Raw genomic sequence first — 14,962 nt, 5'->3', positions numbered from 1 at the left:
CACTCGTCGACCTCATCCGATGAAGGGAAGAACAACGATGTTTCAGAATAAGACCCGCGCCGGTGCGCTGACCGCGGTCGTCGCGGCCGCCGCACTGGTGCTCACCGGCTGCGCCGTCGACAGCGGCACCGACGGCGGCGGCTCGACCGACGGCGGCGATTCCGCGAACCTCGCGATCACGTTCCTGCCGAAGAACCTCGGCAACCCGTACTTCGACACCTCGTCGGCGGGCGCCAAGGAGGCCATCACCGAGTTCGACGGCACGTTCGCCGAGGTCGGCCCCGCCGAGGCGACGCCCGACGCGCAGGTGAGCTACATCAACACGCTCACCCAGCAGGGCGTCGGCGCGATCGCCGTGTCGGCGAACGACCCCGAGGCCATCTGCGACGCGTTGAACGAGGCCCGCGACGCCGGCATCAAGGTCGTCACCTTCGACTCCGACACGAACGCCGAGTGCCGCGACCTGTTCATCAACCAGGCCACCGCCGAGGGCATCGCCAAGGTGCAGGTCGACGAGATCACCGAGCAGATCGGCGACGAGGGCGAGATCGCGATCCTGTCGGCGTCGGCGAACGCGACGAACCAGAACGCGTGGATCGAGCTCATGAAGGAGGAGCTCGCCGCGAACCACCCGAACGTGAAGCTCGTCGACACCGTCTACGGCGACGACGACGACCAGACCTCGTTCGACAAGACCGCGGCACTGCTGCAGACGCACCCGAACCTCAAGGGCATCATCTCGCCCACGACGGTCGGCATCGCCGCGGCGGCCCGCTACCTCTCCACCTCGGAGTACAAGGGCAAGGTCGCGCTGACCGGCCTCGGCACCCCGAACCAGATGCGCGAGTACGTCGAGGACGGCACCGTCACCTCGTTCGCGCTGTGGAACCCGGCCGACCTCGGCTACCTCGCCGCGTACGCGTCGAAGGCGCTCATCGAGGGCGAGATCACGGGTGAGGAGGGCGACTCGTTCGAGGCCGGCAAGCTCGGCGACTACGAGGTCGGCGCCGACGGCGTCGTGCTGCTCGGCGACCCCTACGTGTTCGACGCCGAGAACATCGGCGACTTCGACTTCTGAGCCGTCGGAACACCGTTGAACGAGGGTGCGGGCCGTACCGGCCGGCACGGCCCGCACCCTCCCGGCACAGACCGGACCAGACCGAAGAGAGGAGCGCTCGACATGGCTTCCGAATCGCGCCCCGAGCGCATCTGCTTCCAGCTGCAGGTCGACCCCGCACGCCTCGACGAGTACCGCGAACGGCACGCCGCGGTCGACCCCGAGATGCTCCGCGCCATCGAGGCCTCGGGCCGGCGCAACTACTCGCTGTACCTGCGCGACGACGGCCTGCTCATCGGCACCTACGAGACCGATGACGACGAGGCATCCCAGGCGGCCCTCGCGGCCGACCCGCGCACCGCCGCATGGGAGGCGGAGATGGCCCCCTTCTTCGTCGCCCTCGACGGCACCCGCCCCGACCAGGGCGCCCCCCGACTCCCCGAGGTGTTCCACCTCGAAGACCAGCTCGCACGGCTCGACGCCGATACCGGCGCCGACCCCGCGAGCCCGACGACCCGCTGACGCGGCATCCGACCGCCCTTCTCACGAAAGCAGGACCACAGTGAGCATCCTCACCGACGACATCACGGGGCAGCTCGCCGCGCAGGCCATCGAGCTGCCGAGCTGGGCCTTCGGCAACTCCGGCACGCGCTTCAAGGTGTTCACGACGCCCGGCACGCCGCGCGACCCGTTCGAGAAGATCGCGGATGCCGCGCAGGTGCACCGCTACACGGCGCTCGCACCGACCGTGGCGCTGCACATCCCGTGGGACCGCGTCGACGACTACGAGGCGCTGAAGCGGCACGCCGAAGACCACGGCGTCGAACTCGGCACGATCAACTCGAACACCTTCCAGGACGACGACTACAAGTTCGGCGCCCTCACCCATGAAGACCCGGCGGTGCGCCGAAAGGCGATCGACCACCACCTCGAGTGCATCGACATCATGCACGCGACCGGCAGCCGCGACCTCAAGATCTGGCTCGCCGAGGGCTCGAACTACCCGGGCCAGGCCGACCTGCGCGGCCGGCAGGACCGCCTGCACGAGTCGCTGCAGGAGATCTACGCCCGGCTCGGCGACCAGCAGCGCCTCGTGCTCGAGTACAAGTTCTTCGAGCCCGCGTTCTACCACACCGATGTCCCCGACTGGGGCACGAGCTACGCGCAGGTCGCCGCGCTCGGCGAGCAGGCCATGGTCTGCCTCGACACCGGCCACCACGCCCCCGGCACGAACATCGAGTTCATCGTCATGCAGCTGCTGCGCCTCGGCAAGCTCGGGTCGTTCGACTTCAACTCGCGCTTCTACGCCGACGACGACCTCATCGTGGGCGCCGCCGACCCGTTCCAGCTGTTCCGCATCATCTTCGAGGTGATCCGCGGCGGCGGCTTCAACCACCCCGACGTCGCGTTCATGCTCGACCAGTGCCACAACGTCGAAGACAAGGTGCCGGGCCAGATCCGCTCGGTGCTCAACGTGCAGGAGATGACGGCGCGCGCCCTGCTCGTCGACGCCGAGGCGCTGCGCGCTGCGCAGGTCTCGGGCGACGTGCTCGAGGCCAACCGCGTCTTCATGGACGCCTTCTACACCGACGTGCGTCCCGCCCTCGCCGAGTGGCGCGAGTCGCGGGGCCTGCCCGCCGACCCCATGCGGGCGTTCGCCGAGTCGGGCTACCTGCAGCAGATCACGGCCGACCGCGTCGGCGGCGTGCAGGCCGGCTGGGGCGCGTAGGCCCGCCACGAGGCATCCGGGATGCCTCGGCAGGCCCACGAACCGACGGCGTCGCGGCCCGCCCGACCACCGAACCCCACAGATCTCGAAGGAACCACCATGACGAACCCCGCAGCGGCCGAGCTCATCGCGCGGTCGAACCGACTCGGGGCCGACCCGAAGAACACGAACTACGCCGGCGGCAACACGTCGGCGAAGGGCACCGAGACCGACCCGGTCACCGGCGAGCCCGTCGAGCTGCTGTGGGTCAAGGGCTCGGGCGGCGACCTCGGCACGCTCACCGAGCAGGGCCTCGCGGTGCTGCGCCTCGATCGGCTGCAGGCGTTGCAGGGCGTCTACCCGGGCGTCGACCGCGAGGACGAGATGGTCGCCGCGTTCGACTACTGCCTGCACGGCAAGGGCGGTGCGGCCCCCTCGATCGACACGGCGATGCACGGCCTCGTCGACGCGGCGCACGTCGACCACCTGCACCCCGACTCGGGAATCGCGATCGCGACCGCGGCCGACGGCGAGCAGCTGACCGCGACGGTCTTCGGCGACAAGGTCGTGTGGGTGCCGTGGCGACGCCCCGGGTTCCAGCTCGGCCTCGACATCGCCGCGATCAAGGCCGCGAATCCGCAGGCGGTCGGCTGCATCCTCGGCGGGCACGGCATCACGGCGTGGGGCGACACCTCCGACGAGGCCGAGGCGAACTCGCTCTGGATCATCGACACCGCCGCGGCCTACCTCGCCGAGCACGGCGACCCGCAGCCGTTCGGCGGCGTGCGCCCCGGCTTCGAGGCGCTGCCCGAGGTCGAGCGACGCGAGCGGGCGGCCGCCCTCGCGCCCACGATCCGCGGCATCGCGTCGCACGACAAGCCGATGGTGGGCCACTTCACCGATGCCGACGTCGTGCTCGACTTCCTCGCGTCGGAGAAGGCGCCCGCCCTCGCGGCGCTCGGCACGAGCTGCCCCGACCACTTCCTGCGCACGAAGGTCAAGCCGCTGCTGCTCGACCTGCCCGCGACCGCGGCGGCCGACGAGCAGATCGCCCGCCTGCACGAGCTGCACGCCGAGTACCGCGCCGACTACCAGGCGTACTACGACGCCCATGCGACGGCCGACTCCCCCGCGATCCGCGGCGCCGACCCGCTCATCGTGCTGGTGCCCGGCGTCGGCATGTTCTCGTACGGGGCGAACAAGCAGACCGCCCGCGTGGCCGGCGAGTTCTACGTCAACGCGATCAACGTGATGCGCGGGGCCGAGTCGGTGTCGACCTACTCCCCCATCTCCGACGCCGAGAAGTTCCGCATCGAGTACTGGGCGCTCGAGGAGGCCAAGCTCCAGCGCATGCCGAAGCCCAAGACCCACCAGGGCCGCATCGCGTTCGTCACGGGCGCTGCGTCGGGCATCGGCAAGGCCATCGCGACCCGGCTCGCGGCCGAAGGCGCGTGCGTCGTCGTCGCCGACCTCGACCTCGAGAAGGCGCAGGCCGCCGCCGCGGAGCTCGGCTCGGCCGACGTCGCGATCGGCGTCGCGGCGAACGTCGCCGACGCCGCCGCCGTGCAGGCCGCGCTCGACGAGGCGGTGCTCGCGTTCGGCGGCGTCGACCTCGTCGTGAACAACGCCGGCCTCTCGCTCTCCAAGCCGCTCCTCGAGACCACCGAGGCCGACTGGAACCTGCAGCACGATGTCATGGCCAAGGGCTCGTTCCTGGTCTCGAAGGCCGCGGCCCGCGTGCTCATCGACCAGAAGCTCGGCGGCGACGTCATCTACATCTCCTCGAAGAACTCCGTCTTCGCCGGCCCCAACAACATCGCCTACTCGGCGACGAAGGCCGACCAGGCGCACCAGGTGCGCCTGCTCGCGGTCGAGCTCGGCGAGCACGGCGTGCGCGTCAACGGCATCAACCCCGACGGCGTCGTGCGCGGTTCCGGCATCTTCGCCTCGGGCTGGGGCGCGAACCGCGCCGCGACCTACGGGGTCGAGGAGGAGGACCTCGGCCAGTTCTACGCGAACCGCACCATCCTCAAGCGCGAGGTCGTGCCCGAGAACGTCGCCGACGCCGTCTACGTGCTCACCGGCCCCGAGCTGAGTCGCACCACCGGGCTCCACATCCCCGTCGACTCCGGCGTCGCCGCCGCGTTCCTGCGATGACCGGCGGAGCACGGCGATGACGACCCCGGGCTCGGTCGCCGCGGTCGACCTGGGCGCGACGAGCGGTCGGGTCGTGGTCGGCCACGTCGACCAGTCGACCGGGCGGCTCGACCTCGAGCAGGTCGCCCGCTTCCCGAACGGCCCCGTGCGCCTCGCCTCGGGCCTGCACTGGGATGTCACGGGGCTCTACCGCGACCTGACGCACGGCCTCGCCGAGGCGTTCCGCCTCGAGCCCGGCATCTCGTCGATCGGCGTCGACTCGTGGGCGGTCGACTACGGCCTGCTGCGCGGCGACCGGATGCTCGGCGAGCCGTTCCACTACCGCGACGAACGCAACGAGCCGGCCGTCGCCGCCGTGCACGCGGCGGTGCCGCCCGCGGAGCTCTACCGGCGCAACGGCCTGCAGTTCCTGCCGTTCAACACCCTCTACCAGCTCGCCGCCGAACGCGAGTCCGGATGCCTCGGGCTCGCCGACACGCTCCTGCTGGTCCCCGATCTCATCGGCTTCCAGCTCACCGGCGCGAAGGTCGCCGAGCGCACGAACGCCTCGACCACGGGGCTCGTCGGACTCGCGACCGGCGAATGGGACACCGAGCTCCTCGAGCGGCTCGGGCTCGAGGCATCCCTGCTGCCCCCGCTCGTGCCGCCGGGCACGGTCGTCGGGCCGCTGCGCCCGGCCGTCGCGACCGAGCTCGGAGCGCCCGACGGGCTCGACGTCGTCGCGGTCGGTTCGCACGACACGGCCTCGGCCGTGGTCGCCGTGCCGATGCGGGCCGAATCGGCCGCGTACATCTCGTGCGGCACCTGGGGGCTCGTCGGCGTCGAGCTCGAGGCACCGGTCACGAGCGATGCGGCCCGGGCCGCGAACTTCACGAACGAGGGCGGCGTCGACGGGCGGGTGCGGTTCCTGCACAACGTCATGGGCCTGTGGCTGCTCAGCGAGTCGGTGCGCTGGTGGGAGCGCGACGGCTCGCGCATCGTGCTCCCGGAGCTCCTGGATGCCGCGGCCGCCGTCGATCGCCCGGTGGCGCTGTTCGACGCGAACGACCCCCGCTTCCTGGCGCCCGGCGACCTGCCCGGTCGCATCGCCCGGTGGTGCGCCGAGTACGGCGTCGCCGCCCCGCAGACCCGCGCCGAGTTCGCCCGGTCGATCATCGAGAGCCTCGCCCAGGCCTTCGCCGACGCGGTGCGCGAGGCGTCGATCCTGTCGGGCGTCGTCGTGTCGACGATCCACGTCGTCGGCGGCGGCGCGCTCAACGAGCTGCTCTGCCGGCGGACCGCCGACCGTGCCGGCATTCCCGTGCTCGCGGGCCCCGTCGAGGCGACGGCCATCGGCAACGTGCTCGTGCAGGCGCGGGCCCAGGGGTTCGCCTCCGGCGACCTCGAGTCGCTGCGCGCGCTCGTCGCGCGCGCGTTCGAGCCCGTGCGGTACGAGCCGCGGGCGAGCCGGCACGGCGGCTGAGTTCGCGCGCTCCCCGGGCCGGCGCCGCCGCGCAACCCCTCAGGCCCCGCCGAACGCCGCCCTGACCTCGTCGTGAGGCAGCGCGTAGGAGACGTGCCCCTCGCGCCCGACGGTGTCGCGGGCGGCGACGAGCGCGTTGAGCACGGCCTCCTCGGTCGCCTCGACGACGGCCTCGTAGAACGGGTCGATGCTGCCCCACGCGACGTGCTCGAGCTGCTCGACCCGGACCTCGCCGTGGCCCATGCGCGACGCGAGCGCCCCCTCGTTCGCGGTCGAGAACGCGAGGAAGATGTCGCCCGAGAAGTGGCTGCCGGTCGTGCCCGTCCGGGCGAGTCCGAGCGGCACCCGGCGCGCGAGCGCACGGCACTGGTCGGGCAGCATCGGCGCGTCGGTCGCGACGACGACGATCACGCTGCCGGCGCCGGCCACGGCGCGAGCGGGCACGGACGCGCCGGCCGTGCCGGTGTCGCGCTCGAACCAGTCGGTCGACTCCAGCGGGTTCGGGGCCTTGGAGTCGCGGCCGAGCGGCCGGCCGGCGACCCGCAGCTCCCTGCGCGAGCCGAAGTTCGCCTGCAGCAGCACGCCGACGGTCCAGCTGCGCTCGCCCGACCGCACGATGCGCGATGCGGTGCCGGTGCCGCCCTTGAAGCCGTAGCAGTTCATGCCGGTGCCGCCGCCGACGCTCCCCTCCTCGATCGGGCCCGTGGCCGAGGCTTCCAGCGCCTCGATCGCATGCCCGGGGGTCACCGTGTCGGCGTTGATCGAGTTCAGGTAGCCGTCCCAGGTCTCGCCGACGACGGGCAGCATCCACTGCGCGGCGGTGACGGGGTCGTGCTCGGCCAGCCACCGGTCGATGCCCCGGTGCACGGCGCCGACGGCGTGGGAGTTGGTGATCGCGACCGGCGTCTGGAACTGACCGGCCTCCTCGATCCAGCTGCGGCCGGTCAGCTCGCCGTTGCCGTTGAGCACGGCGACGCCGGCGGCGCACGGAACCCCGGGTGCGCCCTTGCCGCGCGGCAGTATCGCGGTCACCCCGGTGCGCGCGACGACCGGGTCGTCGGCGACGATCGTCGCGTACCCGACCTCGAGGCCGGGCACGTCGGTGATCGCGTTCCAGCGCCCCGGCTCGCCGTCGAACGGGATGCCGAGGTCGCGGGCGCGGGGCGCGGAGGGCAGGTCGGTCACAGCGGATCCTTCGGTGTCTCGTCGTGGTCGGCGGCAGCCGCATCGGCGTCGCGGTCGGCATCGCCGGCTCCGCCGGCGGCATCCCCGCCGAGGTCGCAGTCGAGCGCGAGCTCCGCGTACCGCACCGTGCACTCGAGGTAGCGGCCCCGCTCCCAGTTGTCGGGGTTCAGCAGGTAGAGGTCGTAGGCGTCCTCGAGGGCGACGAGGTTCGACGCGATCATGTCGGCCGGCATCCGCGGGCGGAACGCGCCGAGCGCGACCCCGACCTCGATGTTCGTGCGGTAGAGCGCGACCTGGCGCTCGAGCAGCACCGCCATGTGCAGCCGGTACTGCGGGTGGTCGCGCAGGGTGGCGGACGCCTCGTACGTGATGCGCAGGTCGTCGCTGATGACCTCGGGGATGCCGGCCTCGATGGTCGCGCGCAGTCGCTCGACCGGATCGGTGATGCCGTCCACGAGCGCGTGACGGCGCTCGATGAACTCGTCGATCGCCCCGCGCACGGCGGTCTCGACGAGGTGGTCGAAGCTGTCGAAGTGGTAGAGCACGCTCCCCGAGCTCACCTCGGCCCGCTCGGCCACCGACCGCACGCTCGCACCGGCGATGCCGCGCTCGCTGATGACCTGGCTCGCCGCGCGGAGCAGGTCCCGCTTGCGCTGCTGCACCTTCTCTGCCGCCACTACCGGACCTCCGCGTTCTCCGGTTCGACGGTGCGCTCCGGTGCTACGACGGTAACCGACCGGGTGAGGGCGGCATAGCGCTCGGGCGAGCGGCGCTTCATGACGAGGCCGACCACGATGCCGATGACGAAGACGGCCGGCACGCACCCGATGAGCGCCCAGTTCACGACGGGGTCGGTGAAGCCCGAGACGAGGTCGAAGTTGGTGATGATCACGACGAACGCGACGAGCAGGCCGACGGCGCCGAGCACGGGCGCCACGAGCACCCGCCACACCCCGTGGCCGCGGCGGTCCTTCCAGAAGAAGCCGATCACCGAGACGGCGGCGACGCCTTGGGCGAAGATGAGGCCCGCGACGCCGATGGCGTAGGTCCACAGGCCGAGCCCGAGGAAGGGATCGGCGCCCGAGAGGGCGCCCACGAGCACCGCGATGAGGCAGATCGCCGTGAGCGTGATGCTCGCGACGTGCGGCGACTGCATGCGCGGGTGGGTGCGGGCGAGCGGGGTGGGCAGGAGGCGCTCGCGCCCGAGCGAGAACAGGTACCGCGAGCAGGCGTTGTGGAAGGCGAGCGTGCATGCGAAGAAGCTCGTGACGATCAGCACCTCGAGCACGACGCCGGCCCACGCGCCGAGCGCGTTCTCACCGGCGATGAACTGCATCTCCTCGAAGTTCTCGGAGTTCGCGAGCGCGATGACGCCGTCGGCGCCGAAGGCGACCGTGAGCGCCCAGAACGTGAACGCGTAGAAGATGCCGAGGAACGCGATCGCGATGTACGTCGCCCGCGGCACGGTGCGGTCGGGGTCCTTCGCCTCCTCCGCGTAGATGACGGTGCCCTCGAAGCCGAGGAACGCGCCGAACCCGAAGACGAACAGCGCGCTCGCGCCGGCCGCGAAGAACACGTTCTGGGGGTCGAACGAGGCCGCCGTCGCCTCGCCGATCGTGCCGCCGTTCTGCACGATGATCGCGACCGCGATGACGAGCAGGATCGCGATCTCGGCGCTCAGCAGCACGGCGAGCACCTTGGCGCCGACGTCGATGCGGCGGTAGCCGAGGTAGCCGATCACGAGCACCGAGACGACCGACCAGACGCCCCACGGCAGGTCGAACCCGAAGAGGTTCGCGAAGGTGAGGTTCGCGTAGAAGCCGAGCAGTGCGTAGAAGCAGATGCAGAGGAACGCGTAGGCGACGATCGTCGTGAAGGCGACGCCGATGCCCACGGGCTTGCCGAGGCCGGCGGCCGCGTACGCGTAGAACGCGCCCGTGTTGCGCACGAACCGCGACATCGCGGTGAACCCGATCGCGAACAGGATCAGCACGACCCCGCTCGCGAGCATCGCGCCGGGCGCGCCGACACCGCCGACGAGGAACGCCAGCGGCGCCGAGCTGACCGCGACGGTGAGCGGCGCGGCGGCCGACACGACGAAGAAGACGATGTCGAAGGTGCCGAGCCTGCCCTTGGCGAGGCCGGCGTTCTCGGATGTCTCGGTGGGTGCGTTCGTCATCGGGGGACCTTCCATGGCACGACGTTGTGGTGTGAAAACTGAACAACCGTATCGTTTTCGGTTCCGCTGTCAAGCGATGATTGCATTTGATGCCCCGCATGAAGCTATACGATCGTGCAAAGCGCCTGGCATCAATTGAACTGATCTGGTGGAGCGAAGACATGTATTGGCGCGATCGACACGGCTGCGCTTGACTCGTCACGCGGTCAGCCCCATCGGTGCAACGGAGCATCGGTCGGCCCGCGATCCCCCAGGCCATGAGACGGACAGAGGAGTCCTCGATGAGCGCACAGCTTGAGACCTCGAACCTCAGGACCCAGCACTTCCGCAAGACGCTGGGCCGCGCCGACATCGTGCTGATGTCGATCAGCGCGATCATCGCGATCGACACGATCGCCCTGATCGCGGGCGCCGGTGCCGAGGCGTTCACCTGGACGCTCGTGATCGGCATCACGTTCCTGTTCCCGTACGCGCTCGTGATCGCCGAGCTCGGCAGCGCGTTCCACGAGGAGGGCGGCCCGTTCGTCTGGGTGCGCCTCGCCTTCGGCAAGCTCACCGCGGCCGTGGCGACGATGTTCTACTGGATCACCAACCCGCTCTGGATGGGCGGCTCGCTCGTCTTCATCTCGGCCGCGACGTGGGACGCCTACATCTCGCCGCTGCCGCCGGGCAGCGTCGGCGACTACGTGTTCAAGATCGCGTTCATCTGGCTCGCGATCGCCACCGCGGTGATCGGGCTCCAGTACGGCAAGCACATCCTCGCCGCCGGCGCGATCGTCAAGGTGGGCCTGCTCGCGATCTTCGTCATCACGGTCGTGCTCTACGGCCTGCGCTACGGCATCAACGGCTTCGCCGCCGGCGACTTCTCGCCGACGACGGCGGGATTCCTCGCGGTGACGCCCGTCATCCTCTTCGCCGTCGTGGGCTTCGAGGCCCCCAACGGCGCGGCCGAGGAGATGCGCAACCCGCAGCGCGACGTCCCGCGGGCGATCGCGGCCTCGGGCACCATCTCGATGCTCTGCTACCTCGTGCCGATCTTCGCGCTGCTCGCGGTCGTGCCGGCCGACAGGATCGAGGGCGCCGGCGGCTTCCTCGAGGCGCTCCGCGAGGTGTTCAAGGTCTACGGCGGCGCCTCGGAGCCCATCATGATGGTCGCCGGCCTCCTGTTCGTGTTCATCGCGTTCACGCAGGCCAGCGCCTGGATGATCGCCTCCGACCGGGTGCAGGCGGCGGCCGGTGCCGACGGCGCCTTCTTCCGCTACTTCGGCAAGTTCTCCGAGCGCCTCGGCACCCCGGTGCGCATGAACCTGCTGAGCGGCATCGTCGCCACCGTCTTCTGCCTCGCGGCGACCGTGCTGCTCGAGGGCAGCGCCGCGACGATCTTCACGATCGTGCTCATCGTCGCGATCTCGACGCTGCTGCTCTCGTATCTCGTCATCTTCCCGACGATCATCGTGCTGCGGCGCAAGTACGCCGACGTCGAGCGCCCCTTCCGGGTGCCCGGGGGCAAGGCCGGCCTGTGGGTGTCGTTCGCCCTCATCTACGCATGGGTGCTGCTGGGTTCGTGGGTCGCCGTCTTCCCGGGTACGCTCGAACCCCTGTTCGGACTCGAGTACGACTTCATCGACGTCTGGGGCGTCGACCAGCTGGTCTTCGAGACCTTCACGATCGGCACCCTCGTCGTCATCGCACTGCTCGCGGTCGTCGGCTACTTCTGGCAGCGCAGCCGCGACCGGGCGACCGACCTCGACGTGATCGACGAACTCGACGTCCTCGAGGGGACCGCCTCATGAACCCGACCGCACTCATCCACGCAGAGACGGAGAGCCCAGTGACCGACCTCGCCACCCCGACCATCCGGCGGGTGCACCCGCTCGATCCGCTCGGCGCCGACGAGATCGTCGCCGCGCGCGACCTGCTCGTCGCCGAGGGCCGGCTCCGTGACACGGTCCGCGTCGCCTACCTCTCGCTCAAGGAACCCGCGAAGCGCGCCGTCGCGGCCGGGCTCGAGCCCGGTGGTACCGTCCCGCACCGCGAGGCCCGCGCCATCCTGCTCGACACCGCGACGGGCGAGACCACCGACCTCGTGCTCGACCTCACCGCCGGCGCGATCACGGCCTCGGTCGCGGTCGACCCGGCCGTCGCCGGCCAGGCGCCGGTGCTGCTCGAGGAGTTCGACGCGATCGAGGAGATCCTGGCCGCCGACGAGGGCTGGATCGCCGCCCTCGCCTCACGCGGGCTCACCCCCGACCGGGTGCGGGTCGCTCCCCTCTCGGCGGGCATCTTCGACTACCCCGGCGAGGAGGGCAAGCGCCTGCTGCGAGGGCTCGCATTCGTCGAGCGCGAGCCGGGCGACTACGCCTGGGGCCACCCGGTCGACCAGCTCGTCGCCTTCGTCGACATGATCGAGCGCCGCGTCGTGCGCATCATCGACGACGGGCCGGCCGAGATCCCGCTCGACAACGGCAACTTCGAGGACCCCGAGCTCACGGGACCGCTGCGCACCGACCTCAAGCCGCTCGTCATCAGTCAGCCCGAGGGGCCGAGCTTCTCGCTCGACGGCAACGTGCTGAGCTGGCAGAAGTGGGACCTGCACGTCGGCTTCGACGCGCGCGAGGGCCTCGTGCTCAGCCGCATCGGCTTCGACGACCGCGGTCGCCGGCGCTCGATCATCGACCGCGCCTCGATCGCCGAGATGGTCGTGCCCTACGGCGACCCGGCGCCCTACCGCTCGTGGCAGAACTACTTCGACACTGGCGAGTACCTCGTCGGCCGCGACGCGAACTCGCTCGAGCTCGGCTGCGACTGCCTCGGCGAGATCACGTACCTGACGCCGGTCGTCGCCGACGACTTCGGCAACCCGCGCGAGATCCCGCAGGCGATCTGCATCCACGAGGAGGACTTCGGCCTGCTGTGGAAGCACACCGACGGCTGGGCCGGGCACAAGTCGACGAGGCGCCAGCGCCGGCTCGTCGTGAGCTTCTTCACCACCGTCGGCAACTACGACTACGGCTTCTACTGGTACTTCTACCTCGACGGCACCATCGAGTTCGAGGCCAAGGCGACGGGCATCGTCTTCACCGCGCGGTATCCCGGCAAGGGCTACCCCTACGCGTCGGAGATCGCGCCCGGGCTGGCCGCGCCGTACCACCAGCACCTGTTCTGCGCCCGGCTCGACATGGCCGTCGACGGCGACGCCAACGCCGTGCACGAGCTCGACCTGCAGCGCGTGCCGAAGGGCGAGGGCAACCCGCACGGCAACGCCTTCACCCGCTCGCGGCGCGTGCTCGCGAGCGAGTCGGAGGGGCGGCGCAGGGCCGACGGCTCGGTCGGCCGGGTCTGGGAGATCGTCAACACCGAGAAGACGAACGTCGTCGGCGAGCCCGTCGCGTACACGCTCTTCCCCGAGGGGCAGCCGACGCTCGCCGCGGCCGACGACTCGTCGATCAGCCGCCGCGCGGCGTTCGCGACCGAGCACCTGTGGGTCACGCGCTTCGCCGAGGACGAGCGCTACCCCGCGGGCGACTTCGTGAACCAGAGCATCGGCTCGCCGGGCCTGCCCGAGTACGTCGCGGCCGACCGCGACCTCGACGGGCACGACCTGGTCGTCTGGCACAGCTTCGGCCTGACCCACTACCCGCGGGTCGAGGACTGGCCGATCATGCCGGTCGACTACACGGGCTTCACGCTGAAGCCGACGGGCTTCTTCGACCAGAACCCGGCGCTCGACGTGCCGCCGTCGCAGCCGGCCACGGGCCACTGCGGCGCCGACGGCGACGCCTGTCACTGCTGACGCCTGACGGCCGACGGCCGACGGCTGACGGCTGACGGCTGACGGCTGCGATCGGCGGGTCGGCGGGGTGTGCACTCCCCTGCCGGCCGCCGCGCCGTCGCGTGAAAACAGGAGAATCCGACACGCACCCCCCGCATACGGGCCTACCCGCCGAAATATCCTGCTCAAGACCACGGATGCTGTCGCCCCAGCCGCGCCCGGCCGGCCCATAAACGGGCCTGCCTGTCGAAATATCCTGCACAAGGCCCGGATGCCGCCACGCGCGCCCGCCGCCGACCCCACCCGGCACCTGCCCACGCTGCGCACAGCAGGAATATCCGACACGCACCCCCGCATACGGGCCCGCCGGTCGAAATATCCTGCACAAGGCCCGGATGCATATCCTGCACAAGGCCCGGATGCCGCCACGCGCGCCCGGCGGCGGGCACGCGTGCACCCGTCACCCGCCCGGCTCCTACCCCCGCGGCGCCCCGAACAGCTCGCGCGCGAGGGTCGCGACGACCCGCGCCCGCGCCGTCGGCCGCACCCCGGCGACGCGCACGAGGCACACGTCGAGCGGCGCCACGTCGTCGGCGATCGCCACGGCCCGGAGTTCGCCGCCGTCGTAGGTCTGGGGCGATCGCGGCACCTGGTTGAGGATCGAGTAGCCCTGTCCGCGCGCCACGAGCGAACGCACGGTCTCGTAGCTGCGCGAGCTGTAGCGGATCTGCGGCTCGACACCCGCCGCGGCGAGCATGCCGAGGAAGTACTCCCGCGAGTGCGGCATGTCGAGCAGTACGAGGTCCTGCCCGGCGAGCGCCGAGAGCTCGATGCGCTCGCTCGCCGCGAGCGGGTGGTCGGCCGGCATGATCACGTGGGGCGGCGCCGAGAAGAGGTGGTCGAACGACAGGTCGTGGAGCTGCCCGAAGTCGTAGGCGATGGCCGCCTCGACCGAGCCGTTGAGCAGCATCGCGACGGTGCCGTCGGCGTCGGCCTCGAAGACCTCGATGCGCAGGCGGGGGTGCTCCGCCTCGACGCGCGAGATGAGCGTCGGCAGCACGAACGGCGCGAGCGTCACGAAGCACGCGAGCCGCAGGGTGCCGCGCACGTCGTGGTGATGGCCGCGCACGGCGTCGGCCATCTCGTCGACCTGGGCGAGCAGCGAGTGCGCGTCGCGCAGCAGCTGCTCGCCGGCTTCGGTGAGCGCGAGGCCCTTGCTGCGCTGCCGCACGAACAACTGCACGCCGAGGGTGCGTTCGAGCTGCGCGATCGCGGTCGAGACGGCCGACTGGGCGACATGCAGGTCGACGGATGCCTCGGTCATCGACCGCTTGGTCGCGGCCGCGACGAAGTACCGCAGCTGCACCAGGGTCAGGTCCGATCGGCCGAGTCGTGCCATGCGACGAGTGTATCAATCGATCTGATGCACTGCCTCAGCATTG

General features: G+C 70.9%; 11 protein-coding genes. 7 read left to right on the top strand and 4 right to left on the bottom strand.

Features of this window, described 5'->3' with window-relative positions; translation table 11 throughout:
* Nucleotides 1-37 precede the first annotated feature (37 nt).
* The 5 genes from rhaS to ACFWGP_RS10325 all read left to right on the top strand — a co-directional run bounded on the left by rhaS (nt 38) and on the right by ACFWGP_RS10325 (nt 6,384).
* Nucleotides 38-1,078, top strand: a complete 1,041-nt coding sequence (rhaS, locus tag ACFWGP_RS10345) for a rhamnose ABC transporter substrate-binding protein (protein ID WP_376930857.1) — start codon at nt 38-40, stop codon at nt 1,076-1,078.
* Nucleotides 1,079-1,180: 102 nt separating this feature from the next.
* Complete coding sequence (locus tag ACFWGP_RS10340; protein ID WP_231428723.1) at nt 1,181-1,579, top strand: L-rhamnose mutarotase; 399 nt, start codon at nt 1,181-1,183, stop codon at nt 1,577-1,579.
* A gap of 40 nt (nt 1,580-1,619) precedes the next feature.
* On the top strand, nt 1,620-2,786 hold the full coding sequence (gene rhaI / locus ACFWGP_RS10335) for an L-rhamnose isomerase (protein ID WP_376930856.1): 1,167 nt from the start codon (nt 1,620-1,622) through the stop codon (nt 2,784-2,786).
* Nucleotides 2,787-2,885: 99 nt separating this feature from the next.
* A complete protein-coding gene (locus ACFWGP_RS10330) occupies nt 2,886-4,922 on the top strand; it encodes a bifunctional aldolase/short-chain dehydrogenase (RefSeq protein WP_376930855.1) in 2,037 nt (678 codons plus the stop codon).
* 16 nt (nt 4,923-4,938) lie between these two features.
* Nucleotides 4,939-6,384: a rhamnulokinase family protein gene (locus ACFWGP_RS10325; protein WP_376930854.1), complete on the top strand. Its 1,446-nt coding sequence runs from the start codon at nt 4,939-4,941 to the stop codon at nt 6,382-6,384.
* A gap of 39 nt (nt 6,385-6,423) precedes the next feature.
* On the opposite strand, the gene ACFWGP_RS10320 is transcribed toward ACFWGP_RS10325, so the two are convergent.
* The 3 genes from ACFWGP_RS10320 to ACFWGP_RS10310 are packed head-to-tail and all read right to left on the bottom strand — an operon-like array spanning nt 6,424 to nt 9,748.
* A complete protein-coding gene (locus tag ACFWGP_RS10320; RefSeq protein ID WP_376930853.1) occupies nt 6,424-7,569 on the bottom strand; it encodes a P1 family peptidase in 1,146 nt (381 codons plus the stop codon).
* Nucleotides 7,566-8,246, bottom strand: coding sequence for a TetR/AcrR family transcriptional regulator (locus ACFWGP_RS10315; protein ID WP_231428728.1), 681 nt, complete (start codon nt 8,244-8,246; stop codon nt 7,566-7,568). The genes ACFWGP_RS10320 and ACFWGP_RS10315 overlap by 4 nt, the downstream gene beginning before the upstream one ends.
* Nucleotides 8,246-9,748 (bottom strand): APC family permease, encoded by a 1,503-nt coding sequence (locus ACFWGP_RS10310; RefSeq protein WP_231428729.1) that lies wholly within the window; start codon nt 9,746-9,748, stop codon nt 8,246-8,248. The genes ACFWGP_RS10315 and ACFWGP_RS10310 overlap by 1 nt, the downstream gene beginning before the upstream one ends.
* A 281-nt stretch (nt 9,749-10,029) precedes the next feature.
* Here ACFWGP_RS10310 and ACFWGP_RS10305 point away from each other — a divergent pair, with 281 nt between their 5' ends.
* Together ACFWGP_RS10305 and ACFWGP_RS10300 are read left to right on the top strand one after the other, a co-directional pair.
* Entirely contained in the window at nt 10,030-11,541 is a 1,512-nt protein-coding gene (locus ACFWGP_RS10305) for an APC family permease (RefSeq protein ID WP_275506200.1), read from the top strand.
* Nucleotides 11,538-13,541, top strand: a complete 2,004-nt coding sequence (locus tag ACFWGP_RS10300) for a primary-amine oxidase (RefSeq protein ID WP_374201053.1) — start codon at nt 11,538-11,540, stop codon at nt 13,539-13,541. Before ACFWGP_RS10305 ends, ACFWGP_RS10300 begins: the two co-directional genes overlap by 4 nt.
* Nucleotides 13,542-13,995: 454 nt before the next feature.
* Here ACFWGP_RS10300 and ACFWGP_RS10295 read toward each other — a convergent pair whose 3' ends face one another.
* A complete protein-coding gene (locus ACFWGP_RS10295) occupies nt 13,996-14,919 on the bottom strand; it encodes a LysR substrate-binding domain-containing protein (protein WP_376930852.1) in 924 nt (307 codons plus the stop codon).
* Between the last annotated feature and the right edge of the window lie 43 nt (nt 14,920-14,962).

The organism is Agromyces sp. NPDC127015 (assembly GCF_042725165.1).
Taxonomy (GTDB): domain Bacteria; phylum Actinomycetota; class Actinomycetes; order Actinomycetales; family Microbacteriaceae; genus Agromyces; species Agromyces chromiiresistens.
This window is presented reverse-complemented; position numbering and strand designations above follow the sequence as displayed.

What these genes read in the sequence shown, in the direction of transcription:
- ACFWGP_RS10330 (WP_376930855.1), top strand. Translation starts at nt 2,886, where the DNA reads ATGACGAACCCCGCAGCGGCCGAGCTCATCGCGCGGTCGAACCGACTC.
- ACFWGP_RS10340 (WP_231428723.1), top strand. Translation starts at nt 1,181, where the DNA reads ATGGCTTCCGAATCGCGCCCCGAGCGCATCTGCTTCCAGCTGCAGGTC.
- rhaS (WP_376930857.1), top strand. Translation starts at nt 38, where the DNA reads ATGTTTCAGAATAAGACCCGCGCCGGTGCGCTGACCGCGGTCGTCGCG.
- ACFWGP_RS10310 (WP_231428729.1), bottom strand. Translation starts at nt 9,748, where the DNA reads ATGACGAACGCACCCACCGAGACATCCGAGAACGCCGGCCTCGCCAAG.
- ACFWGP_RS10300 (WP_374201053.1), top strand. Translation starts at nt 11,538, where the DNA reads ATGAACCCGACCGCACTCATCCACGCAGAGACGGAGAGCCCAGTGACC.
- ACFWGP_RS10325 (WP_376930854.1), top strand. Translation starts at nt 4,939, where the DNA reads ATGACGACCCCGGGCTCGGTCGCCGCGGTCGACCTGGGCGCGACGAGC.
- ACFWGP_RS10305 (WP_275506200.1), top strand. Translation starts at nt 10,030, where the DNA reads ATGAGCGCACAGCTTGAGACCTCGAACCTCAGGACCCAGCACTTCCGC.
- ACFWGP_RS10295 (WP_376930852.1), bottom strand. Translation starts at nt 14,919, where the DNA reads ATGGCACGACTCGGCCGATCGGACCTGACCCTGGTGCAGCTGCGGTAC.